Here is a 24460-nt window from a genome sequence, read left to right on the forward strand (position 1 = left end):
GGAGCTTCATTATCCTGATAGGCATAAATATAACCATTCTCATTCTTGCGCCGCCTGCGTTGCCTATCTTGCAACGGGGTGTTTTTAAATATGAGATATTACTTAAATAAAAGGACGTTGAGAGAGAGGGCTGCCCGGCGTGACTGGCCCCTGGCCTCCCGTCATGAGGATTCCAGCACCATGTCTGGTCTGCCACGTCACCATGCGGCATGCTGCGCGCCATGATGACGACTTCTTCACGTTACCCCGCCCCATTGGACCCTCCCGCCATCGATGCCTGGTGCCGGACACTGCATGAGCGCCTGCTCGCGCGGCATCAGCGCGCCTGTCTGTGGATCAGCGGCGGAGAGGGCACGAGCGGTGATCCCTGCGCTGCTGCGCTGGCGATCTGTGATCTGTGGCCAGCGCGTGAGTCTGCTCCACTGTGGCTGGGGGCCGGGGAGGCGATCACGACGCCGGGCGGGACACACGTGCGCTCGCTGGCGATGGCCAAGGCTGCCACTCAGCTGGGCGGCGAGCAGGCATTGGTCGTCTTCGATGCCGCACATCCGCAGAGTGGTCTTGATCCCGATGCCTTCGGGGCCGTGGCCGGCACTCTGATGGCGGGAGGACTGCTGGTGCTGGTGACGCCTGCCGCCTGGGCCGACGCCGAGCCAGCGCCAGCGCCGGATGGCGACTACGCGCGTCTGGCGCACTGGCCATTCGCGCGTGAGCAGCTTGCGGCGCGCTATCTGGCGCGGCTGGCACGGCGTCTCCAGGCGGATGCCAGCGTACTGCACTGGCCGCAGGGCGAACCGTTACCGACGCTGCCACCCGCCGGGGAGGCAGCGACCCGCGTCGGTGAGGTCACGGACCCTGATTGCCTGACGTCAGATCAGGCCGAGGTGGTGGCCGCGCTGGCGGCGCTCCGCCCGAACCAGCCGGTGGTGATCAGTGCCGATCGTGGCCGCGGCAAGAGTGCCGCGCTGGGCATCGCCGCGGCACGCTGTCTGGCAGCGGGGGAAAGTGTCTGGCTGACGGCGCCACGGCCGGCGGCGGTGGCCGCGGTCTTCGCGCGTCTGGCAGCGCTGCTGCCGTGGGGACGCCGCGAGGGCAATGCCTTTCGGCTTTGCGTGCCGGCAGTGCACCCCGCGCAAGCCCGGCGGACAGCTGATGGAGCGGAGGTTGCGAGCGAGCTGCGTTTCCTGGCGCCGGACGCCATCGCCGCCGCCCGCCTTGCCTGCCCGGAGGGGCCACTGCCGCGCTTGTTCGTCGATGAAGCAGCCGCCATCCCCACCCCGTTGCTCAAGGCGTCTCTGGCGCATTTTCCGCGCATCGCCTTCGCCACCACCGTCCATGGCTATGAAGGTACCGGGCGAGGGTTCCAGCTGCGTTTCCGCCAGCATCTCGAGCGTCAATGCCCCGGCTGGCAGGCGCTTGAGATGACCACGCCTGTCCGCTGGGCGTCCGGTGATCCGCTGGAGGCGCTGACCGATGATCTGTTGTTGCTCTCGGCACCGCCATCAACGCTGGCGCCGGTCATGGAGGATCGCAGCGATGCCGAGCAATGGCTGGCCGGCAGTGAGGTCGTCGTGCTGGATCGGGACGCTCTGGCATGCGATGAAGCGATGCTGGAGTCGCTGTTCGGCCTGCTGGTGCAGGCGCATTACCGCACCACGCCGGCGGACCTGCGGCAGCTGCTGGATACCCCGGGGCTCAGGCTGCTGGCGATTCGCCATCAGGAGACCGTCAGTGGCAAGCCGGCATGGTTGGGCGTCGTGGCGGCTGTCGAGGAGGGCGGGTTTCCTGCACCGCTGGCAGAGGATATCTGGCGAGGTCAGCGGCGGCCGCGCGGGCATCTGCTGGCGCAGTCTCTGGCGGCGCATGCCGGACATCAGGCGGCCGCCGAGACGCGCTGGTGGCGGATTCTGCGCATCGCGATACATCCCGCACTGTGGCGGCGTGGGCAGGGGGCGCGCTTGCTCAATGCGCTGGAGCAGCAGGCACGGCTGGCGGGTGTCACTCGTCTCGGCACCAGTTTCGGGGCCGAGGCGGGGCTGGTGGCCTTCTGGTTGTCCCAGGGCTTCATGCCACTGCGCATGGGGCTCAAGCGGGATGCGGCCAGTGGCGAGCATGCGGTGATGATGGGCAAGGCGACGGGGGAGTCATGCGATGACGAAGGCGAGGCCTCGCCGGGAGATACCTTGCTCGAGGCGCTGCATCAGGACTTTCAGCATCTGCTGCCGAGCCTGCTGGCGCATGAGCTGGCCGGGCTGCCTGACGTGCTGGCATCGCGGCTCGCCCTGGGCGGTCAACTGGCTCAAGGCTGCCAACCGGCTCAAGGCTGGCCGCAACGACTCGACTGGTATCGGCGCGGTGGCGGAGGTCTTGCCCTGGTGCGGCCGTGGCTGCAGGCCGCGCTGAAAGCCCACGGCTCCCCGGATGAGCAGTGCGTCGGCTCATCCGGACTGGATGAGGCCGCGCGTCACGGACTCGCACTGGCCCTGGCCGGCCAGGATGCACCAGCCTTCATCGACTGGGCCCAGCGTCAGGGCATCGTGGGGCGCAAGGCGCGTGATCGCTGGTGTCGTGCGGCGGCAGGGCGTCTCGTCGAGGCGCACGGTGCCCTGCCTGGCGGCGATCATTGATCAGAGGCCGGGGATGCCGATCGGTCCCGGCATGTCGGGAATCGGCGAGCAGCCGCTCAGCATCAGCAGGCCAGCAGTGGCGGAAAGGACGGATAACAGCAGAAGTCGGCGGGGCATGAGGGCTCCGGTTGTCAGGGGCTGGAAGTGCACAGCGTGGCTGTGTCGAGAGATCTCATCCTTGCATATTCGCAGTCACTGATCGACAGGCACCGACAACCACTAGCCATGGCCGTGGACGGTTCCGTATGCTCGGGGATGACAAGAACAGGAAACTTCGCCATGAATGAGCATATCGACACGTTGGAACCCGCCATTGTCTGGCGTCATTTTCGTACCCTGTGCAATATCCCGCGCCCTTCCGGGCATGAAGCGGCACTGGTTGAGCATCTGATTGAGTGGGCGCAGTCGCGCGGCCTCGCGCATGACCGCGACGATTTCGGCAACCTGCGTCTGCGCAAGGCGGCCACCCCCGGCCATGAGAGCGCTCCGGGGATCGTGTTGCAGGGGCATCTCGACATGGTGGCCCAGGCGGCCAGCGACTCCCGCCATGACTTCACCCGTGATGCGCTCGAGACCTATCTCGAGGATGGCTGGCTCAAGGCGCGCGGCACGACGCTGGGCGCCGACAATGGCCTCGGCGTCGCCGCGGCGCTGGCGGTGCTGGAAGACGAGATGCTGGTGCATGGTCCGCTGGAGGCGTTGTTCACCCTCGAGGAAGAAACCTCGATGGGCGGCGCATTGAATCTGGCCGAAGGCTGGCTGGAAGGGCGCTATCTGCTCAATCTGGACTCGGAGGACCGTGGCCAGGTCTATATCGGTTGCGCTGGCGGTGCGGACATCAATGTCGCGCACGAATTCGCCACGTCCTCGCTGAAGGATGCCGAGGCGGAGCTTGAGCTCACCATCGGCGGGCTGGTCGGAGGACATTCCGGGCTCGACATCCATCGTGGGCGCGGCAATGCCAACCGCCTGATGTCACGGGCACTGGTGGCGCTGGCGGAATTCTCGCCGCGTCTGGTCAGCTGGTCTGGCGGTACGTTGCGCAATGCACTGCCACGCGAGGCGACCGTCGGCGTGGTGCTGTTCGATGAGCGTGTCGCGGCAGCCCGCCAGCGTCTGGCGGAATTCGAGGCGCAGATTCGCGATGAGCTGCGTGACACGGACCCGGACGTCACCCTCAGCGTGACGCGCGGCAATGCCGAGAGTGCCCTGTCCGTCGAGGATACCCAGCGGCTTGTCGCCGTACTGGATGCCGCGCCCTATGGCGTGGAGCGCATGAGCGCAGCCGTGGAAGGCGTGGTGGAAACCTCCAATAATCTCGGCGTGGTCCAGCTGCGTGAGGGGAGTTTCCATCTCTGCGCCCTGGTGCGTTCGCTGCGTGATGATGCGGTCTCCATGATGGAGCAGCGCATCCGCGGGCTGTTCGGCCTGTTGGGGGCGCACACTCAGGCCGAGAATGCCTACCCGGGTTGGCAGCCGCAGCCTGAGGCGGAGCTTTTGGCGCGATTCTGCCGCCTGCACGAGAGCGTCACCGGCCGCGCGCCGGAGATCAAGGTCATCCATGCCGGTCTGGAATGCGGCATCCTGGGGGCCAAGTATCCCCAGCTCGAGATGATTTCCTTCGGCCCCTTGATTCGCGGTGCGCACTCACCCAGCGAGCGCGTCGAGGTCGACTCGGTCGGGGAATTCTGGCAGGTGCTCAAAGGACTGATCACGACGCTTGCCGAGCCGCGCGACGCCTGATCCGGGCCGATTGACTCCCCACGACACCGCCCCCGCAGGTAGCCTGCGGGGGCGGTGTCGTATCTGGGCATCAGGCTCTCGTTGCGCTTCCTGCGGGGGCGCTGGCTGGGCACTTCGAGAGTGCGTCAGCTCAGTGGATATTGATGCGTATCGCCGGGAAGCCGATGCTCACGCCATCGTGACGGCGGCGCAGGTCATGGCGGCGCGAATCGTATTGTCGATACTGATGAGGCGCGTAGCGCTCATGTTGGTAGTAGCGGCGCTGGGGAATGCGGTGACGTGTGTCGTGGCGAGAGTGATGGCGCTCCACCCGCGGCTCGTCGAACATCCTCAGATGGCGGCGCTTGATCGCCTCATGGCGGCTTTGCGGCGTGCTGTGACGCTCGATGGTCTGTCGGCCGTGATGCTGCTGACCCTGTGAGCGATGACGATCATCCGCGGCAACGACACCGGGGATGGCGAGGCTCAGCATGAGTCCCAGGCTCAGCAGGACTGGTGCCATTGTGATGGTGTGCATGGGGTGGTCTCCCGTGTTGTCGGATAGTCACCCTTCTTGATCCCTGTTCACACGATACCGTGTCGCGGACACTTTGACGAACAGCGTTCTCTGATGTGTCGACGTCTCCCTGAGTCCATGTCGTGATCTTCTGGCCTTCATGCTCTATGGCGCTCAAGGTAAGTGCTTGCTCGCAAATGCTTTTCCCTCGATGAGCGTCAGTCTGCGGTGCAGAGCGCAAAAAAACGCCCCTGCCGCGGGGGCAGGGGCGTTTTCGGGTGCTGTCGTCGGGGACGAGATCAGGCGTGTTGATGCTGATGCTTGCCCTCGGTGAGCTCCTCGAGCAGCTTGGCATTGAAGGCATCGAGGTCATCCGGCTTGCGGCTGGTGACCAGCGCGCTGTCACACACGACGTCGCTGTCCTGCCACTCGGCACCGGCGTTTCGCAGGTCCTGGGCGACGGAGGGGAAGGAGGTCATCTTGCGGCCTTCGACCACCCCGGCGTTGATCAGGATCCACGGCGCGTGACAGATGGCGGCCACCGGCTTGTGGGCCTGGAAGAAGCTGCGCACGAAGTTGAGTGCGGTCTCGTCTTGGCGCAGGGTATCGGGATTGAACAGGCCGCCCGGTAGCACCAGGCCATGATAGTCGTGTTCGCTGGCATCGCTGAGCGAGGTGTCGACCTGGTAGGTCTCGCCCCAGTCGGTTTCGGCCCAGGCACGAATGCCGTCTTTCTCCGGCGAGACGATGTGTACCTCGACGCCCGCCTCCTGCAGTGCGGCGCGCGGCACCGCGAGCTCGGATTCCTCGAAGCCATGGGTCGCGAGAATGGCCACGCGCTTACCTTGCAGTTGTTGACGTGTCTGCTGATCGGTCTGCTGTGTCATGCAAATCTCCTTTCCGTGCTTCGGCTCTTGCGAGCGTGTTGGGCAGAGAAGGGAAAAATTCTGCTCTCAGCATGCGTTACTCACTGAGGTGAGCGCCCCACGTTGATGCAGCGAATTCCCGTCCTTTCGTGCCCTGACACTCAAGACATGGATGCGCGATACTGACTTTCAAGGGGGTGACCCCACTGCGTTTTCACCGGCCATGGAGTGCCCGATGCCTCTGCTTTCTGAATCTTCCGCCGTGATGTGGTTGCTGGTCGGCGTGCTGTTGATGCTGTCGTTGATCCTGGGGTTGGGCTGGCGGCGAACCCGCGAGCAGCTTCACGCTCTCGAAGAGAGCAGTGACGAAACCCGGCAGGCGTTGCAGCAGACGCTTGAAGAGGCGCGGGATCTACAGCAACAGGCCGAGCAGCGGGCGGCCCTGGTCGAGCAGCGTGCCGCACTGGATGGGCAGCAGGCGGAGCAGCAGCAACGCTATCTGAGCCAGTCGCTGGAGGAGGCGCGCCAGGCGCGCGATGCGCTGACGGAACAGCTCGCCACGCTGCGCGAATCGCTGCAGGGGCGGCTTGATGAACAGTCGCGTGCGCTGAGTGAACAGCAGACGCTGGCACGCAGCCTGACCCGCCAGCAGGAAGTGCTGGAGGCCCAGCTGCTGGAGCGTGAGGAGCGCCTCGAGACATTGACCGAGCGCTACGCCGAGCTGCGCGAGACGCATGCCTCGCTGGTCACGCGTCAGCGTCAGGAGGCCACTCATCACGCCGAGCAGCTGGCACTGCTCAACGACTCCCGCGAACGCCTGAGTCAGGAATTCGAGCAGCTGGCAGGCAAGGTGTTCGAGGAGCGCCAGCAGCGTTTCACCGCCGCCAGTGGTGCCCAGCTCGAACAGTTGCTCAAGCCGTTTCGCGAGCAGGTCGGGGACTTTCGTCAGCGCCTCGAGCAGCTGCATGGCGAGGAGGTACGCGAACGCACCAGCCTCAAGAGTCAGCTCGACCAGCTGGCGGGACTCAATCGCCAGATCACCGAGGAAGCGGCCAATCTGTCACGTGCGCTCAAGGGCGACAGCAAGATGCAGGGCAACTGGGGCGAGATGATTCTGGAGACCGTGCTCGAGCGCTCTGGCCTGCGAGAGGGGATCGAGTTCAAGCGTGAGGTGTCCTTCAGCGGTGAAGGCGGGCGCCAGCGCCCGGATGCCATCGTCTATCTGCCGGACAACAAGCATCTGATCATCGATGCCAAGGTCTCGTTGAGCGCCTACACCGACTACGTCAATGCCGCGGATGAGACGGCGCGGGCGCGAGCCCTGAGGGCGCATCTGACCTCGGTGCGCGGCCACGTCACGGGACTGGCGCGGCGCAACTATCCTGCCATCGAGGGGCTGGGGTCACCGGATTTCGTGTTCCTGTTCCTGCCGATGGAGCCCGCCTTCGCGCTGGCCTTCGAGCATGACGACAGCCTGTTCCAGGACGCCTTCACCCAGGGCGTGGTGATGGTGACGCCGACCACCTTGCTGGCCAGTCTGCGCACCGTGGCCAGTCTGTGGAGTCTGGAGCGCCAGAACGACAATGCGCGCGTGATCGGTGAGCGTGCCGGGGCGCTGCTCGACAAGTTCCGCGGACTTGCCGAATCCCTCGAGGAGCTTGGTAGCCAGCTGGGCCGTACCCGCGAGGCGCACGATACCGCCATGAAGCGTCTGGCCAGCGGGCGCGGCAACCTGATCAGCCGTGCCGAGGAGCTGCTGGAGCTCGGTGCGCGCATGAAGAAGCCGTTGCCCGAGACCCTGGTGCGTCAATCCCGTGACTCCCTGCATCACCAGGGGCCGGTCTCTGGCCCGACATCGCAGTCCGATGCTGCTCTTGAATCTGAGACTGAGAGTGAGAGTGAGAGTGAGAGTGAGCCTGCCTCTGGCTCGACGGCGGACAAGGCTCAAGGTGCCACGCTATCGCGCTGGGAACATCTGGAGCGCAAGTGGCAAGGGGACACCCCGTGAACCGGCACATCTCGCTCATTGCCGGCTGACACTCGGTGGCATGCCATCTCTCGTATTCCCTGTTCTTTCTCGACGGCCCTCTAGCAGGGCCGTTTTTCTTGAGATGCAGGGTCAACGCAAGCTCGGACTATCGTGTTCTGACGCGGCGAGGAAGGAAATATCGTGAGTGATGCAAAAAATTCGACATCTTCTGCATCCGTTCTCCGGACCTCCCCGTAAGTTGGTTTGAGCCTGCGGTAATGGGGCGAAAATGACAAATGAACAACTTTCAGCTCATGAATGAGCGTTTTCTCAGGAGATGTGCCCATGTCTACCAAGTCCAACAAGTCCGCCAAGACCGCTTTCGCCCTGGCTTCCGCCCTCGGTACCGCCGTAGCGCTGTCTGCCGCCGTGGTCTCCATTCCGGCGCATGCCGCAGGCATGGAAAAGTGCTATGGCGTGTCGCTGGCCGGTGAGAATGACTGCGCTGCAGGCCCGGGCACCTCCTGTGCCGGCACTTCGACCGTCGATTATCAGGGCAATGCCTGGAAGCTGGTCCCGGAAGGCACCTGCACCTCCATCGAAACGCCCACTGGCACCGGCAGCCTGGAAGAGATCAAGTAAGCATCACGCCTCGGGTCTCCCCCGAACCTGACGTCCGGTGGGCGGGTGTCTCACCCCACCGCCGGACGCTCGCAGAATCGAGAGGTCGTCATGCACGAGTCATCCCCCACCTCCCGCAGCCCGGATTTCGGTACGGCCTTGCCGTCGTTCGATGACATGGCCACGGGAATCAGCCTCAAGGCGCAGCATGTCAGGGAGCTGATGTCATCACGGCCGGCGCTGGGGTTCCTCGAGATTCATGCCGAGAACTACATGGGCGCAGGCGGAGCCCCCCATGCGCGGCTGGATGCGCTGCAGGAGTATCCGCTGTCGATCCATGGTGTCGGCCTGTCGCTGGCATCGGATCGTCCGCTGGAGGCCGCGCATCTGGCGCGCCTTCGAGCGCTCTGCGAGCGTCACCCGCCTACCAGTGTGTCAGAGCATCTGGCCTGGGCCGGCCATAGCGGCCACTTCTACAACGACCTGCTGCCGGTGCCATTGACCGACGCGATGCTGGCACGGGTCAGCGATAACCTGATGCGGCTGCAGGACTGCCTGGGCCGCCAGGTATTGATCGAGAATCCCGCACACTATCTGCGCTTTGATGCGCAGGCTCTGGGCGCGGAGTTGATTCCCGAGACGAATTTCCTGACCCGACTGGTCGAGCGCAGCGGCTGTGGACTGTTGATCGACGTCAACAATGTCTTCGTCTCGGCGCACAACATCGGTGTCGATCCTGCGGCATGGCTTGAGTCGATCCCGGCCGCGGCCGTCGGCGAGATCCATCTGGCGGGTCATGTCGTCGATGAGCGCGAAGGCCTGCTGATCGACAATCACGGTGCGCCGGTCTGCGAGGCGGTATGGGCCCTGTATGCCGACTTCATCCAGCGAGTCGGGCCGCGCCCGACCCTGATCGAGTGGGATACCCAGGTGCCGGCGCTGGAGGTGTTGCTGGGGCAGACGGCTCGGGCCGAGCAGATTCTGCAGAGCGCCTTGGTTCAGCAGGGCTCTCGGGTTCCGCAGACCTCTGGCCCTCAGGTGGAGAGTCCGCGATGAGCACGCCAACGGCCCCCATGACTGACCATGATCTTCTCGCCTGGCAGCGGGCCTTCATCACGGCGCTTGAGCAGCCTGACCGTCATCTGCCGGGCATCGAGGCGGCACATCAGGGGCGTCTTGACGTCTATCGCAACAATGTCTGGGCCAGCCTGATCTCCGCGCTGCAGGACGCCTATCCCGTGACGCGTCAGGTCGTGGGCGAGCGCTTCTTCGCGGCGCTGGCGCATGATCACTCACGCCGTCACCTGCCGGAATCGCCCTTGATGATGGAGTACGGGGCGGGGCTTGCCGAGACCTTGCACACGACTCTGACGACGCTGGTCGAGCATCGACAGGCATCGGCCGCTCAGCTGCCGTTCTACGCGGTGGATCTGGCGCGGTTCGAGGCCGCGCGTCTCACGGCCTATCACGGCGCCGACGCTGAAGTGCTGGCACCGGCCAGGCTGGCGCAGCTGTCACCCGAGGCGGTGATGGCATTGACCTTCCTGCCTCATCCCGCGGCAGGTCTGCTGCGCCTGGAGCATGCGATCTTCGAGGTCTGGCAACGCCACCAGCATGAGGGAGCCAGCCTTGCAGGCCTGGATGTCGCGCGGCCCGAGAACCTGCTGATCACCCGTCCGGTCCTGGAGGTTCAGGTGACGGTGCTGTCAGAGGCGGCTGCCTGGTTGCTCGACCTGCTGTTGGCGGGTGAATCGCTCGCGGATGCGGCCGCCATGCTGGCGGATGTCCATCCCGAGCAGGACCTGGGGCAGCTGCTGGCCCCTCTGCTGGCAAGTGGCGTGTTTCTCGCGCCGGACTAGTGTTGCCCCATGATCTTTCGTCCATGCCAGTCTCCTGCCGACCTACCCGGGCCGAGCTGGCGCATCCCCTTTTTCTCGCGCACTGGCGCATCCTTGAGGAGGCCTCATCATGAGCCTTGAGTCATCCACGACGCCCGCGGTCCGTACCGGTGTGGCGGGGCAAGTCCTGAACGTGTTCGTCTGGCTGGAAAATCTGCGCATGGATGCCGTGCTGATCCTGATGCGCATCGTCATTGGCGCCGTGTTCTTCATGTCAGCGCAGACCAAGGTCGACGGCTTCGCGCTCAAGGAAAGCACCTTCTTCCTGTTCGAGTACGAATACGCGTTGCCGCTGGTCCCGCCGGTACTGGCCGCCTATCTGGCCACGATTGCCGAGCATCTCTTCCCGCTGATGCTGTGGCTGGGCCTGGGCTCCCGCCTTGCCGCGCTGGGTCTGGCCGGCATGACATTGACCATTCAGCTGTTCGTCTACCCGGAAGCCTGGGTAACCCACGGTCTGTGGCTGTCCAGTCTGCTGGTACTGGTGCTGCAGGGCCCGGGGCGTCTGTCACTGGATCACCTGATTCGCTCACGTATCGCCTGATCTTGCCTGCTGGCCACAACGCAAGACGGAGACCTCAGGGTCTCCGTCTTGCGTTGTGCGTATCGCGTGTCGTCGTGGGTCAGACAGGCTCTTCGGCGCGCTGATGCTCGATCTCGGCACGTACCATCTCGACACTGGCGGCATCGATGTAGTCATTGGCGTGTGCATGATGCGCCATGTCGAGGCTGTCGGTGCTCAACAGCATGTCGCAGCCCAGTGCGGAGAGCTCCTCGCCCAGCGTGGCCAGCTCTGCCTTGCGCGATTCGGAGTCACCGATCTGGCGAATGTAGATGGCGCAGATGCGGCCCGGGTAACGGCGCACGACATCGGCATAGACCTCCGGATCATGCTGACCGCTGTCTCCGATGAGCAGGAACTGCATCTCGTCATACAGGTCGAGCATCTTCTCGATCAGCGCCTGCTTGTGGTCTTCCGAGCGCTTGGGCAGGGGGCGCTGCAGCGTCAGCCCCCATTCGCGCAGGAACAGGATGGGGCCGACCGGGATGCGGTTGTGCTGGAAGAACACCTCCAGCATCTCATAGATGCTCCAGGGGCCGCGTGAGACGTAGAGCAGCGGGCGACTCTGCTGACCGTCGCTGCCCTCGTGGAGCGCCTGATAGAGCGCGGCGACTCCCGGGAAGGCAGTGCGTCGCTCGGCGGATTCGATGAACAGCCGATAGAGCATCTTGAGCTTGTTGGCGACACCGGTGTACATCACGGTGTCGTCGATATCGCTGATCACGCCCAGTCGGGTACTGGCCGGTGGCAGGTAGACCTGGGCCTCGCCCTCGACAGCGGCCTGCTTCGGCGGCCGGGCGGTGATCCGTGCCGTCTGCCATTGGCCTTGATCTGCCAAGGGCGACAGCAGAGGCAGGTGGACGCTGAAGTAGCCATCGCGGTCGGTGACGACCGTGGTCTGGTTGCCGCCAAGGCTGACGTCCACCTCCACGCCGCCCTTGCCCCAGCGCAGCAGACGGCGGCCGACATCCATCAGGTCGCGCCCGGCCCCGGGCGCCAGCTGACTGCGCGAGCCGGGCTGCTGGAAGATGCGGCCCATCAGAAAGGCTTCATTGTGTGAGCCATAGCCACGATAGGCATGGATGACGCAACCATCCTTGCCCTGGGCATGGCGCATGGGCTTGGCAGCCACATGCAGCAACTTGCGTAGCAGACGTGTCAGCGGCAGTGACATGCAACCCTCCTGGTATGACGCCTGATCAACCTGCCTGATTGGCAGCCACCCTGCGTGTCGCGTGATGATGCGCTTCCGAGCATGGTCCTGCGCCTCTTGCTCAAGTGCTTCTCGAGCTCAAGTTCTTCTCGGGCTCAAGTCCTTCTCGAGCTCAAGTTCTTCTCGAGTCTGCCCCTCGAATGGTGTCCGACCCACGAAAACGCCGCCTTCCGGACACCGCGCAAGCACGGGACAGAAGGCGGCGTTCACGGCCTGCCGATCACGCTGGCGGCAGTGTCAGACACGCGATGGTGTCTTGGTCAGAATCACTCGCCCAGGTAGGCGGACAGCATCCAGACCGTCTTTTCCTGCTCGCGGATGTAGTCGCCGACCAGCGAGGCAGTCCCTTCATCGTCGGCATCGGAGGCGACGGAGAGGATTTCACGCTGCAGCTCGATCAGGGACTTGTAGCCGGTGAGCAGACCCTTGACGCAAGCGGTGCCATCGCTGACATGGGTGTCTTCCTTGATGGTCGCCACGCGAGCGTAATCGCTGTAGGCGTGCATCGGCTCGTGACCCAGGGTCAGGATGCGCTCGGCGATCTCGTCGACCTTGGTCAGCAGGTCGGTGTAGGTTTCCTCGAACTTCACGTGCAGCTCGAAGAACTGGTTGCCCTTCACGTTCCAGTGATAGCCACGCGCGTTCATGTAGAAGGTCTGGTAGTTGGCCAGCAGCACATTGAGGTGCTCCGCCAGCTGGGTTGCGCTGGAAGTATGCAGGCCAATGGCATTGGTATCGGTGGACATGAAGACTCTCCTTGAGAATGGGCGACGTGAAATGTGGTTGGAATACGTGGTGAGGCAGGGCGCGGGCACTGAGGACAAGCAGGCGATATCCCTTACCTTCGAGTGCCTCAGGTTCATGAAGCCAAGCCCATGGCACCAGGCCCGAGCAACCGGGTCGATGACACCAGTGTAGAGGGTGACGGTGCCGTGCAGTAACGAATTCGCTGCATCGTCGTGATCGTCTGGTGCTATGACGTGTTCCGGTGCGAATGATCGGATGACTGAGCCATCCAGTGCCTCACGATGAATCCGTGATCAAGCGTCTTTCTGGTACATGCGGCTCAGGATGACGCTTTTCAAGGTGGCACGGCAAGGTAGCACGCGGTTCATTGCCGGGGCATGACCGTGAGAAACGCAAAGGCCCCGCACGGGGCGGGGCCTTTGCGACAGCCAGACCAGCAGCTGTCATCACTTCAGCAACGCTCAGGCGTCAGTTGCGCGCCATGTGCAGGAAGTGCATGTGCTTCTCGTACTGATCCAGTACATCACCGATGACCTGCTCCTTGGTGTAGCCCATCAGGTCATAGGTCTGGCCGCCTTCGCGCAGGAAGACCTCGGCCCGGTACTGGCGCTCCACGTCACTGGTGCCCTTGCGCTTGACGTTGCGCAGCGCGAAGGCCGGTGCCGCATACTCGCGGACACGTACGCCATAGATGAAGTCGATCTCGTCGCCATGGCTGACCTGCAGATAGCTGCGGTCATCTTCGTCGTTGACGCGCACATCCAGTCCCTGCGCCTCGAACTCCTTGGCGACATCCGACAGCGCCGGCGTCACGACATCCGACAGATACTGCTCGACATTCTTCTGCTGCGGCGTCTCGACCAGGGTCTGGACGCGCTTCTGCCAGCTGCGTGCACCACCGGCGGTATGCCCCGGCGTGTTGCTGAGATGCTGCATGGAGCGCTGCTTGACGCCTTCAAGACGCAGCGCCTTGAGCAGGCCGTAGCAGACGAACATCAGGATGATGGCGAAGGGCAGAGCAGAGGCCAGCGAGGCGGTCTGCAGTGCGCCGAGACCCCCGGCCATCAGCAGCGCCACGGCCACGAAACCTTCGGACACGGCCCAGAAGATGCGCTGCCAGACCGGAGATTCATCGCCTTCCTTCGAGGTCAGCATGTCGATGACCAATGAGCCGGAGTCGGAGGAGGTGACGAAGAAGGTCACCACCAGCACCGTGGCCAGCAGGGAGGTCACGCTACCGAACGGGAACAGTTCCAGGAACTTGAACAGTGCCACGGAGGCATCCGCAGAGACGGCTTCGGCCAGATTGCCAGCGGCGTCGGTCATCAACAGGTGCAGTGCACTGTCGCCGAAGAAGGTCAGCCACATGAAGGTGAAGCCCATCGGCACGAACAGCACGCCATAGACGAATTCACGGATGGTACGGCCACGCGAGACGCGTGCGATGAACATGCCGACGAACGGGGACCACGCGATCCACCAGCCCCAGTAGAACAGGGTCCAGCCACCCAGCCACTCGGACGGGCCGTCTTCCGGGATGTAGGCGAACATGTTGAAGGTCTTGTCGACCACTTCGCTGAGGTAGCCACCGATGTTCTGGATCAGGGTCTGCAGCAGGAAGATGGTCGGGCCAACGCACAGCACGAACAGCATCAATGCCAGCGCAAGACCGAGGTTCAGCTCGGAGAGACGACGGATGCCGCCGTCCAGCCCCATGACCACGGAGATGGTCGCCAGACCGGTGATGATGGCGATCAGGATGACCTGGGTGGTCAGGCTGTTGTCGATATCGAACAGATAATGCAGACCGGAGCTGACCTGCAGCACCCCCAGACCCAGCGAGGTGGCCACCCCGAACATGGTGCCGAAGACGGCGAAGATGTCGACGGCATGACCGATCGGGCCGTGGATGCGCTTGCCGATCAGCGGGTACAGCGCGGAGCTGATGCGCAGCGGCAGGTTGTGGCGGAAGCTGAAGTAGGCCAGCGCCAGTGCCACGACGGCATAGACGCCCCAGGCGTGGATGCCCCAATGGAAGAAGGTGGTCTTCATGGCCTCGCGAGCGGCTTCCACGGTACCGGCATCGCCCACGGGCGGTGCGGTGAAGTGGAAGACCGGTTCGGCGACACCATAGAACATCAGGCCGATACCCATGCCCGCGGAAAACAGCATCGCGAACCAGGAGCCGTAGCTGAAGTCCGGCTCGGAGTGGTCCGGCCCCAGCTTGATGTCACCGGATTTCGAGAAGGCGAGCCCCAGCGTGAAGACCACGAACAGCCCCATGGCCAGCAGGTAGAACCAGCCGACGGTATCGATGATCCAGGTCTGGACGTGGCCGAAGACCACGTTCGCCGTCTCGGGCATGGATACGGTGAAGATCACGAACGCCAGTATCACCACGGCGGAGCCGAAGAAGACTGGCGGATTGATCTTCGCGACCGTAGGTTGGTCGGCATTTTCTGACATAAATTTCTCTCCCTGATTGCCTGTTCGACGATAATGGTAACTTATTGAACCTGTGGCGTCGTGAGTTGTCCGCGCCATATCGTTTCCATGTGTAACCGATGATGAGGCCATGGAAATGCGATGGGGACGAAAGCGCTCCGGCACGCTGATGCCATGGCGCATCGCGGGTCAGGCGTCGTGCCAGCCGGTACTGGCCGTCGCCCGGGAACATGCATGAGGTAGGCGTTGGCGTGGTGGCGAGCTAAGATGAGACCGTCTGCATTCAGGCCCCTTTACTGCTTGATACTATAGTTATGCACAAATCCTACAAGGCTTAAGTGTCAGTCTAGTGGCTTTGCGCCATCTCGCGGATGAAAATCGTGATGGATCGCCAAGTCAGATGGCTGACCGGAGACGTTCGCATGTTCTCTCGACTTTCCTTAGCTCCCTCTCGGACCGAGGCAAGCGCTCGAACGCCGCAGGCCGGAGCGGTGTCTCGCACGGGGCTGCTCATCTCGGGCCTGCTGCTGTTGAGCGGCTGTTCCACGCTGACGAGTCAGGACCCGCTATCTGCCCATGACAGCGAAGCGCTGCCTGCGGCCTGCATCTTCCCGCGTCAGGGCGATGCCGATCAGTGGCTGCGCGCCGCCGCCGAGGTCGTGGAGGCCCGTGGCTACAAGGTGCGCGAAAGTGAGCTGTCGCTGGGCCTGGTGACCGGGGAGCGCAAGGTCGACCAACCGGGGCTCGGGGCCATCGAGGGGCCCTTCGGCTCTCGCATCGGGTTCTCGGTGGGCTACGGCGTGGCCGCCGGGCGTGGCATCGGTGTCGGGGTGGGCAATGACGTCTATCGGGACGACCCGATCAGCTTCGAGCGCATCTCGCTGGTGGCACCGGACGAGCGAGTGCGCGTGATCCGTGATGAGCAGGTCATCAACCAGGGCGGGTATGTCATCGATGCCCGACCACAGAATCTCAGCGAGAGCTGTCAACAGATCGAACGTCAGCTGGAAGCCGCGCTGGCGGGCCGTGATCCTCGAGAGGTGCGCTGATGAATCCTTCCCTTTCTCGCTGCCTGCGTCTGGTGGCCTGTCTCGCCCTGCTGTCGCTGGGCGGCTGCATGACACAGCCGACCCATGCGCCGGACTCCCGTACCGCGGTGATCGCGCCCGACAGCGGCACGCTGACCTCCCGGCAGGTCTTCGTCACGCTGATGACCACGCTTGCGGAGCGCGGCTTCATCATCGAGCGGGCAGACCCGGATCTCGAGCGGCTGGATGCCAGCTACGCCGCCAGACCACCGCTGACCCTCGACGCCTGGGTGAGTGAGGTGAACGGCCAGATTCGTCTGAGCGTGACGGGTGACAGCAATGGCGCCGAGATCGCGCCGGGGCGTCTCGACAACCTGCTGGTGGACGTGGCAGTGGCGCTGAACGCACGTACCGTGCCGGTGATCGGCACGCCATGATCGCCAGCACCCCATGACATCGCGCCATGCCCCGGGGCGTGATCGGGCATCTTCCGATCGCTTGCGCCCGGAGGGATTGAGTCTGCACCGACGACGGCGCCTGACCTGGCTGGCACTGGGCGCCAGCCTGTTGGCCGGCGTACTGGTGCTGTTCGCGCTCTGGCAGTGGGAGTTCGCCCGCAGCGAGCGTGAGGCACGCCAGCATGCGGCCACTCGGCTGCACTTCTATGCCAGCACCCTCAATGCGGAGTTGTCGCGCTTTCAGTGGCTGCCCGCCATGCTGGCGCGACAACCGCGCGTGCGTGCCGCCTTCGATGACACGGCCGATGTCGCCGAGTCCGGCAATCGTCTCGACTGGCACCTGCAGCGTGTGGCCCGGGAATCCGGCGCCGCCGCGATCTTCCTGACGGATGCCTCCGGCGTGACGCTGGCCGCGAGCAACTTCGATGAATCCGACAGCTTCGTGGGCCATCGCTACGCCTACCGGCCCTATTTTCTGGATGCGATGGCGGGCGGGCGCGGGGAATTCTTTGCGGTGGGCAATACCACGGGGCGCCCCGGCTACTTCGTGTCCGCGCCCGTATCGGGGGCGGACGGCCAGCCGCTGGGCGTGCTGGTGGTCAAGGTCTCGCTGGAGGCGCTGGAGGATACCTGGCGCCAGGCCGGCGAAACGGTACTGCTGGCCGATGCCAATCGTGTCGTGCTGCTGGCCTCACGGCGGAGCTGGAAATACCGCACTCTCGAACCCCTCGCGCCCGCCGCTCTCGACGACATCCGGGCGCAGCAGCAATTTCGTGGGGCGCCGCTCTCCCCGCTGGCGCGCTCGCTGGAAGACGGCAGTCTGGTGCTGGGGGCGGGAGAGGCGTCTTCCCGCTCCTCGACTTCCGTCGGCCAGCGCTATCTGGATGAGTCGCTGTTCAGTGGTCCGCTGGCCTGGCAGCTGCACTTTCTGATGCCGCTGCGGCCTCTCTATATACAGGCGCGCAACACCATGCTGGCCGGGCTGGCGGTACTGCTGGGGCTGGGCATGCTGGCGCTTTGGATGCGCGAGCGTCAGGCGCGCCTGCGGCTCATCCGGCGTGAGGCGGTGGTCATGCGTGAGATCAACGAGCGTCTCGAGGAGCGTGTCGCCGAGCGCTCCCGCGAGCTTGAGGCCACCCGTGACGAGCTGGTGCAGGCGGGCAAGCTGGCGGCGTTGGGCACCATGGCTGCCGGCATTGCCCATGAACTCAATCAGCCGCTGGTCGGCATTCGCACCTATGCCGCCAGTGGCGGGAAGTTGCTGACGCGTGGCGTGTCTCAGGCGACGACCCGCCCGGAGCTGCTGCCACGTGCCGCCGAAGCGGCGAGCGGCAATTTCACGCGTATCGCGGCACTGGCCGAGCGTCTGGGCGACATGATCCGCCAGTTGCGGGTGTTCGTGCGGCCGGCCAGTCAGCAGCCGCCAGCGCCACTGGCACTGGTGCCTCGCATCGAGTACGCCCTGGAACTGCTCGATGAGCGGTGCGAGCTTCTGGGGCTCGTGATCGAGCGGCAGGGACTGATGCCAGAGGTGCGGGTGATAGGAGAGCAGGCGCGCCTCGAGCAGCTGCTCACCAACCTGATCCGCAATGCCGTGGATGCGCTGGAGGGTCAGCAGCGCGATGGCACCCTGGGCGGGCGCGCCCGTATCCGGCTGAGCTGGCAGGCCTGGCCTGAGGTTGCCTGGCTCGAGGGGCGGCCCGGCGGTTGCCTGCGCATCGAGGACAATGGCCCCGGGATCGACCCGGCATTGCGGGCCACCCTGTTCGACCCCTTCACCACCACCCGCGAAGTGGGTGACGGCATGGGCATGGGGCTCTTTCTGAGCTATGGCATGGCACGTGACCTGGGCGGTGTCCTGCGGCTTTCGGATGATGTCCCGCCGGGTGCGCTGGGCGGTGCCAACTTCGAACTGTGGCTGTGCGCGCCCCCTGATGACGCGGGCAGCCCGACACCCACTCGACTGACCCCGGAGGCACCTGACCATGAGTGATGCTGCCTTCGAGACAGGCGATGAGCGCCTGACTCAGGATCATGAGCTGACCCGCGAGGCGCCCATCTGGCTGGTGGACGACGACCCGGCCGTGCGGGAATCGCTGTCTCAGTGGCTGGAACTTGCGGACCTCAACCTGCGCTGCTTCCCGCGGGCCGAGGCCTTGCTGGAAGCGCTGGCCGCCGGCGAGCCGGTCAGCGTGGTGATCAGTGACATTCGCATGCCGGGCATGGATGGGCTGACGCTGCTGTCACGGCTCACGCTCGAGGCGCCGGAGCTGCCGGTGCTGATGATGACAGGGCATGGCGATGTGGCCACTGCGGTCTCGGCCATGCAGGGCGGAGCGCGCGATTTCATCGAGAAACCCTTTGACCCGGAAGCGCTCGAGCTCAAGCTGCGTCAGGCGCTGGCAGGCCGGCGGCTGAGCGATGAGAACCAGCGGCTGCGTCGTCGCCTGAGCGTGCGGGGGCTTGCCGGTCTGCTACGTGGTGAAAGCGCGAAGATACGTCAGTTGCGCGAGCAGATACTGGAGCTCAAGGGGCATCCGGCACGCGTCTGGATCACGGGGGAGTCGGGCAGCGGGCGGACCACCACGGCGCTGGCACTCGCCGAGCATGCGCCGTCGGAGGGAGAGGCCCAGCGCGCCGGCACATCGCCGGCCTCCGCGTTGCTGGCGAAGGTCGAATGTCGTGCTCTGGTCGGTATGGCGTCGAGCGGGGCGGCGTCGAGCGGCGCGGCATTGTCCGAGGCGATTGATGAGGCTCTTCAGGCCGCTCCCGAGATGAATACCCTGTTGCTGCATGGCGTCGACGTCCTGAGCCGTGAGCATTGGCAGTGGCTGGACGCCTGGCTGAACGCTCAGCCCGAGGGCGGACGTCGCGCGCCGCGGGTGGTCTTCAGCGCCGAGTGCAGTGTCCAGGCCTTGGTGGCCTCCGGCACGCTGGGGCTGACGCGGGGGCACGCGCTGGCGGAGATCGAGCTGGTCACGCCATCACTGCGTGAGCGGCGCGAGGATATCCCGTTGTTGATGGCGCATTTCAGCCGCCAGGCCGCCGACGTTCATCAGGTTCCTGAACTGCCCTTCGTCCGGGGCGAGCTGACGACCCTCATGGCGGCCGACTGGCCCGGAAATCTTGCCCAGCTGCGTCAGCTGGCCAGCCAGCGAACCGTGCTGGGTGAACAGGGGCAGGAGCCGCCGGCGACCGGGCAGGAAGCGGGAGAAGAGGACCCGGACGGGCTTGCCGCGCAGGTGGCGTTGTTCGAGGCGACGCTGATTCGAGCGGCCCTGACACGTGCCCGAGGCAACATTGCCCAGGTGCTGGAGGAACTGGCCCTTCCGCGCCGGACGCTCAACCTCAAGATGCACAAGTACGGACTGCGGCGTGATGACTTTCGTCATGGTGCGGACGGGGCATCGGAATGAGCGCCTGCTCGGGAATCAAATTGTCGGTCTGGCGTCGAAGGGGTGGTTCGTGCCCCCGAATGTTATAAGGTAACGACGATGTACCACGCCTGCCATTCGCTTTTCTTCGTATCCGCCTTTCCGGAGTGTCTGCATGCCCCTTGCTGTTGATCATCGCGATGATGCGCGATCGTTTCCGCGCGCCTGGCGTCGTTGCCTGCGCTTGCTGACGGGGGCGTGGGTCGGCATGTTGGCCATCGCGTCGTTGATGGTCAGTCAACCGGCGCTTGCCCATCCGCATGGCTGGGTGGATCTGCGCGTGACCCTGCGCCTGGATGATCAGGGGCGGGCGGTGGCATTGCGTCAGTACTGGTTGCTGGACCCCTTCTATAGCCTGACGCTGCGGCAGGAGCTGGCCGCCCTGCAGGACGATACCAGCATGGAGCAGCGCCTGGATGCGCTGGGCAGCGAGATCCTCGCCAATCTTTCCCAGTTCGATTATTACACCCATGTTCAGCGTGACGGAGCGCCGGTGGCGCTGGGAGAGGCGACACGCCAGACCACCTGGCTCAAGGGGGAGCGCGTCGCCTTTCAGATGGAACTTCCTCTGGCCGAACCCGTGCCGATGGCCGGCCATACGCTCAGTTATCGCATCTATGATCCCACCTATTACATCGAGATCCTGCATGACCCGGATGCGATCGCCGTCCAGGAAGGGCTGGTGATCAAGGGGCTGTCCTCGCAGCAGGTGCCGATGGACTGTACGGCGAAGATCGCCAAGGCAGACCCGGATCCCCAGAAGGTCGCCGAGGCCTCGATGCTGGATATCAATGCCACCGCGCCGATGGATCTTGGCCAGTATTTCGCCGATGTCGGCAGTGTCCATTGTGAGGCGTCTCGATGAGCGATGAGCACAAGGACACCACCGGGCTTGGGGATGTCAAAAGCCTCAAGGGCATGCGTGATGGCCTGCTCAAGCCGGCCTCTTCGCGAGGGCGACGCCTGGCCGGCTGGCTGGCCCTCGGATTCGGATTGATCGTGCTGGGCATGGCCCTGTGGCCGAGTCTGGTACAGGCCTGGGGTGAGGCGCTGGGCTGGATCTTCGCTGAACAGTCGCGTTTTCAGCGCTCGCTCGGGCGCGCCATGAGCGATCTTGCCGCGCACCCCGGCACCCCCTGGGCGCTGATCGGGCTGTCCTTCACTTACGGAGTGCTGCATGCGGCGGGCCCCGGCCATGGCAAGGTGGTGATCAGTACGCTGCTGGCCAGCCAGCCCATCGCGCGGCGACGTGCGCTATGGCTCTCGCTGCTGGCGGCCTTGCTGCAGGGCGTGAGTGCGCTGGTGCTGGTGGGGCTGGGGGCGGGGCTGCTCGACTGGGCCGGGCGTGAGGTGCTCGGGCAGGTCGAGAAGGTCACTCTGCTCAGCCATGTCGGCGTACTGGCGTTGGGCCTGCTGCTGCTGTGGCGTGCCGCGCGTGCGTTGTGGCGGGCACTCAGGTCGCCCGCCACCACTGGCATGGAGGAGAGCGTGACGACACAGGAAGCGCCAGCGATGCAGGGACTGGCGTTCGAGCCGTCGCATGGTCGCGACCACTCTCACGGCCACGATCATTCACACGGGCATGTCTGCGGTTGCGGCCATGCGCATGGCGTGACGGCGGAGCAGGCCAGCGGCGACTGGCGCACCATGGGCATGGCGGTGCTGGCGATCGGCCTGCGGCCGTGTTCCGGCGCGATTCTGGTATTGCTGGCCGCGCTGGCGCTGAATCTGGTCGGCAGCGGGGTACTGGCGGTGCTGGCGATGTCACTGGGCACCGCGCTGACGGTGGGCAGCGTGGCGATGGCCACGCTGCTGATGAAGGCCAGCGGACGTCTGGCGGCGGGCACGGCGCGTCTGACCGGCAAGCGCGAAGCGGGCGGAGCGCTTCGCCAGTGGCCGTGGGCCGCGGTGATCGGGCTGCTCGGCGGGATCGTCATCAGCGTGTTCGGGGCCTTGCTGGTCGCCAGCAGCCTCAAGGCGCTGGAATCCCCCACCGGACGCGGTGCCTCGCCGTTCGGGCGCGCGGCGCAGAGCGCGCCGTCCCCGCTGCGTGCCGCTCCCGCCACGTCTCTGGTGGCTCCGCGCCCCGCCGTCGAGGCACCAGAAGCAGGCACATGACAGGTGCCTGGCGATCCAGTGTCCGGCACTCGGCGTCCGAGTGATGTCATGCTGACTGGCTTTCCTTCCCATCACGACAACGGGGCCCGCTGGGCCCCGTTGTCGTTGGCGCCTGAACCGGGCGCTAGAAGGAATAGGTCGGCAGCTCGGCGATCTTCATGCGTAGCGTGTCAATCAGCGTGGTGAGCGCTTCATTGTCATAGGCCTTCGGGCGTCCCACTCCCCAGACCGGCCCGGGCCAAGTGGCATCATCGCTGCTGCGGGCGATCACGTGTACATGCAGCTGTGACACGACATTGCCCAGGGTGCCGATATTGAGCTTTTCGCCGTCACTGAGCTGCATCAACAGCTCGCCGAGCAGGGTGGTCTCGTGCCACAGCTGGTGCTGGGAATGGCTGTCCAGCTCATAGACTTCGCGAATGTCCGCACGGCGTGGCACCAGCATCAACCAGGGATAGCGCGCATCGTTCATGAGGCGCACGCTGCACAATGCCAGATCGGCCACGAAGTGAGTGTCTGCCTCCAGCTGCGGGTGCAGGGTGAAATCATTCATTGTCGTTCCTCGTCGTCGCGGGGCTGGCGCGCCCGAATGGCCTCGGCTGATCTGCCGGTCCGTCTGCCGGCGGGGCCGTCACGGGTGTCCCCAGGCCGGGTGTCTGAATGTCTCCAGTGTGACCAGATCGGCAGAATCCTGCCACTTTTCGGTTTGCGCCATGCCGGCCTGCCGTTGGCGCAATGCCCCCATCGCCAAATACCGCCCCTGCTCGACACTTGCTAGTCTTCACTCAAGGCTGGGCAGTACGACCTGACCTTCGCTGTCCCGTCCGCTATCGCCACGTCTCGCCTATTCCAACAATAAGGGTTCGCCTGCGTTCCGGCAGGCCCGCCAAGGAGTCATTCCATGCAAAAGCGCCAGTTCCTCAAGGCCGGCCTCGGTCTCGCCATCGCTGCCTCTCTGGGTCTCAGTGCCGCAGCCCAGGCGGAAGGCAAGTACATCATGGGTACCGCGACCACCGGCGGTACCTTCTATCCCGTCGGCGTGGCGCTTTCCACGCTGATCAAGGTCAAGCTCGAGCCGACCGCCGGCATCTCGGTGTCCGCGATCTCCTCCGCCGGCTCCGGCGAGAACCTCAAGCTGATGGAAGAGAACCAGGCCCAGTTCGGCATCATCCAGGGTCTCTATGGCGCCTGGGCATGGAATGGCACTCCGCCGGTCAACAAGGCGCACAAGGACCTGCGCAGCATCTCGATGCTGTGGCAGAACGTCGAGCACTTCGTGGCACGCAACGATGAGGTCAAGACCGGCACCATCGAGGACATGACCAACTTCTATGGCAAGAGCTTCTCCATCGGCAAGAAGAACTCCGGCACCGAGGGCTCGGGTCGCTTCATTCTCGAGCAGCTGGGCATCGATGCCGACAAGATGAATCTGGCCTACATGGGCTATGGCCCGAGTGCCGACGCGATGCAGAACGGCAACATCGATGGCATGAACATTCCGGCAGGCGCACCGGCTTCCGCCGTGACGCGTGCCTACGCCAACCTCGGTGACGAGATCACCACGCTGGACTTCACCGAAGAGCAGCTGGCCAAGGTCAATTCCCAGTTCGAGCTGTGGACACCGTATGAAATCGCCGCTGGCACCTATCCGGGCCAGGACAAGGCGATCAACACCATCGCCCAGCCGAACATCCTCGTGGTACGTGATGACGTCTCCGAAGAAGACGTCTACCAGATCACCAAGACCATGTACGAGAACCTGCCGTTCTTGAACAACATCCACCCGGCCACCAAGGCCATGGCACTCGACAAGGCCATCGCTGGTCTGCCGCTGCCGCTGCACCCGGGTGCCGTGCGTTACTTCAAGGAGCAGGGCATCGAGATCCCTGAGCGTCTGATCGCCGACTGACCCACCCCTGAGCCCGCTCCATCGCTGCCCTCATCGCGCGCCCATGGCCGCGGTGAGGGCTGTGCAGTCCAACAAGACAGTGCCGGTCCGGCGTCATGCTGCGCCTTCGTTTCGCAAGCCAGCCTCTGCCAGGCCAAAGCCTGCCCATGCATCACTGATGTCACCGACGTCAGTGATGAAGCAAGTCCGCATTTCCTCGCAAGCCCGGGCGCAGGTTGACGCCACACGTCGCCGCCGCGCCATCGCTGTCTGATCCCGTCTTGAGGCACCGCCATGCATGATTCCCGCTCGCCAGAGCCCTCTCGTCCCACTGAAGCCGTGCCGGA

20 protein-coding genes are annotated in these 24460 nt (G+C 64.6%); 14 read left to right on the forward strand and 6 right to left on the reverse strand.

What is annotated here, in order from left to right; translation table 11 throughout:
• The first annotated feature begins 221 nt into the window (after positions 1-221).
• Positions 222-2627 carry a GNAT family N-acetyltransferase gene (locus OW493_RS03580; RefSeq protein WP_289863315.1) on the forward strand — a complete coding sequence of 802 codons (2406 nt, stop codon included), beginning with the start codon at positions 222-224 and terminating at the stop codon, positions 2625-2627.
• 279 nt (positions 2628-2906) lie between these two features.
• A complete protein-coding gene (locus OW493_RS03585; RefSeq protein ID WP_289863316.1) occupies positions 2907-4370 on the forward strand; it encodes an aminoacyl-histidine dipeptidase in 1464 nt (487 codons plus the stop codon).
• Between the two features lie 130 nt (positions 4371-4500).
• On the opposite strand, the gene OW493_RS03590 is transcribed toward OW493_RS03585, so the two are convergent.
• Together OW493_RS03590 and OW493_RS03595 are read right to left on the reverse strand one after the other, a co-directional pair.
• Positions 4501-4887, reverse strand: a complete 387-nt coding sequence (locus OW493_RS03590; protein ID WP_136939110.1) for a hypothetical protein — start codon at positions 4885-4887, stop codon at positions 4501-4503.
• Positions 4888-5165: 278 nt separating this feature from the next.
• The gene (locus OW493_RS03595) at positions 5166-5753 is read right to left on the reverse strand and encodes a type 1 glutamine amidotransferase domain-containing protein (RefSeq protein WP_289863317.1); all 588 of its coding nucleotides are present in this window, start codon (positions 5751-5753) and stop codon (positions 5166-5168) included.
• A gap of 214 nt (positions 5754-5967) precedes the next feature.
• Between OW493_RS03595 and rmuC the strand changes: the two genes are divergently transcribed.
• The 5 genes from rmuC to OW493_RS03620 all read left to right on the forward strand — a co-directional run bounded on the left by rmuC (position 5968) and on the right by OW493_RS03620 (position 10764).
• Positions 5968-7740, forward strand: coding sequence for a DNA recombination protein RmuC (gene rmuC / locus OW493_RS03600; protein ID WP_289863318.1), 1773 nt, complete (start codon positions 5968-5970; stop codon positions 7738-7740).
• Positions 7741-8046: 306 nt separating this feature from the next.
• On the forward strand, positions 8047-8343 hold the full coding sequence (locus OW493_RS03605) for a DUF2282 domain-containing protein (protein ID WP_084209440.1): 297 nt from the start codon (positions 8047-8049) through the stop codon (positions 8341-8343).
• Between the two features lie 90 nt (positions 8344-8433).
• Positions 8434-9378 carry a DUF692 domain-containing protein gene (locus OW493_RS03610; RefSeq protein WP_077378643.1) on the forward strand — a complete coding sequence of 315 codons (945 nt, stop codon included), beginning with the start codon at positions 8434-8436 and terminating at the stop codon, positions 9376-9378.
• Positions 9375-10181, forward strand: coding sequence for a DNA-binding domain-containing protein (locus OW493_RS03615; RefSeq protein WP_289863319.1), 807 nt, complete (start codon positions 9375-9377; stop codon positions 10179-10181). The genes OW493_RS03610 and OW493_RS03615 overlap by 4 nt, the downstream gene beginning before the upstream one ends.
• A gap of 109 nt (positions 10182-10290) precedes the next feature.
• Positions 10291-10764, forward strand: coding sequence for a DoxX family protein (locus OW493_RS03620; protein WP_077378649.1), 474 nt, complete (start codon positions 10291-10293; stop codon positions 10762-10764).
• A gap of 79 nt (positions 10765-10843) precedes the next feature.
• Here OW493_RS03620 and OW493_RS03625 read toward each other — a convergent pair whose 3' ends face one another.
• The 3 genes from OW493_RS03625 to betT form a co-directional block, all read right to left on the reverse strand.
• Positions 10844-11956 carry a phosphatase domain-containing protein gene (locus OW493_RS03625; protein WP_077378652.1) on the reverse strand — a complete coding sequence of 371 codons (1113 nt, stop codon included), beginning with the start codon at positions 11954-11956 and terminating at the stop codon, positions 10844-10846.
• A gap of 305 nt (positions 11957-12261) precedes the next feature.
• Complete coding sequence (locus tag OW493_RS03630) at positions 12262-12741, reverse strand: Dps family protein (protein WP_065392451.1); 480 nt, start codon at positions 12739-12741, stop codon at positions 12262-12264.
• Between the two features lie 469 nt (positions 12742-13210).
• Complete coding sequence (betT, locus tag OW493_RS03635; protein WP_077378655.1) at positions 13211-15208, reverse strand: choline BCCT transporter BetT; 1998 nt, start codon at positions 15206-15208, stop codon at positions 13211-13213.
• 401 nt (positions 15209-15609) lie between these two features.
• On the opposite strand from betT, the gene OW493_RS03640 reads away from it, so the two are divergent.
• The 6 genes from OW493_RS03640 (at position 15610) to OW493_RS03665 (ending at position 22225) form a co-directional block, all read left to right on the forward strand.
• Positions 15610-16236 carry a hypothetical protein gene (locus OW493_RS03640; protein WP_289863320.1) on the forward strand — a complete coding sequence of 209 codons (627 nt, stop codon included), beginning with the start codon at positions 15610-15612 and terminating at the stop codon, positions 16234-16236.
• Positions 16236-16652 (forward strand): glycerate kinase, encoded by a 417-nt coding sequence (locus OW493_RS03645; RefSeq protein ID WP_136939104.1) that lies wholly within the window; start codon positions 16236-16238, stop codon positions 16650-16652. The genes OW493_RS03640 and OW493_RS03645 overlap by 1 nt, the downstream gene beginning before the upstream one ends.
• A 13-nt stretch (positions 16653-16665) precedes the next feature.
• Positions 16666-18666, forward strand: coding sequence for a cache domain-containing protein (locus tag OW493_RS03650; protein ID WP_289863321.1), 2001 nt, complete (start codon positions 16666-16668; stop codon positions 18664-18666).
• Positions 18659-20089: a response regulator gene (locus OW493_RS03655; protein ID WP_289863322.1), complete on the forward strand. Its 1431-nt coding sequence runs from the start codon at positions 18659-18661 to the stop codon at positions 20087-20089. The genes OW493_RS03650 and OW493_RS03655 overlap by 8 nt, the downstream gene beginning before the upstream one ends.
• Before the next feature lie 133 nt (positions 20090-20222).
• Positions 20223-20972 carry a DUF1007 family protein gene (locus OW493_RS03660; protein ID WP_077378670.1) on the forward strand — a complete coding sequence of 250 codons (750 nt, stop codon included), beginning with the start codon at positions 20223-20225 and terminating at the stop codon, positions 20970-20972.
• Positions 20969-22225: a sodium:proton antiporter gene (locus OW493_RS03665; RefSeq protein ID WP_289863323.1), complete on the forward strand. Its 1257-nt coding sequence runs from the start codon at positions 20969-20971 to the stop codon at positions 22223-22225. The genes OW493_RS03660 and OW493_RS03665 overlap by 4 nt, the downstream gene beginning before the upstream one ends.
• Positions 22226-22349: 124 nt before the next feature.
• Here the strand turns inward: OW493_RS03665 and OW493_RS03670 are convergent, their stop codons facing one another.
• Positions 22350-22778 carry an HIT family protein gene (locus OW493_RS03670; protein WP_077378676.1) on the reverse strand — a complete coding sequence of 143 codons (429 nt, stop codon included), beginning with the start codon at positions 22776-22778 and terminating at the stop codon, positions 22350-22352.
• 348 nt (positions 22779-23126) lie between these two features.
• Between OW493_RS03670 and OW493_RS03675 the strand changes: the two genes are divergently transcribed.
• Complete coding sequence (locus OW493_RS03675; protein WP_077378679.1) at positions 23127-24134, forward strand: TAXI family TRAP transporter solute-binding subunit; 1008 nt, start codon at positions 23127-23129, stop codon at positions 24132-24134.
• The last annotated feature ends 326 nt before the right edge of the window (positions 24135-24460 follow it).

The sequence above is a fragment of the Cobetia sp. 14N.309.X.WAT.E.A4 genome, assembly GCF_030397495.1.
GTDB lineage: Bacteria > Pseudomonadota > Gammaproteobacteria > Pseudomonadales > Halomonadaceae > Cobetia > Cobetia marina.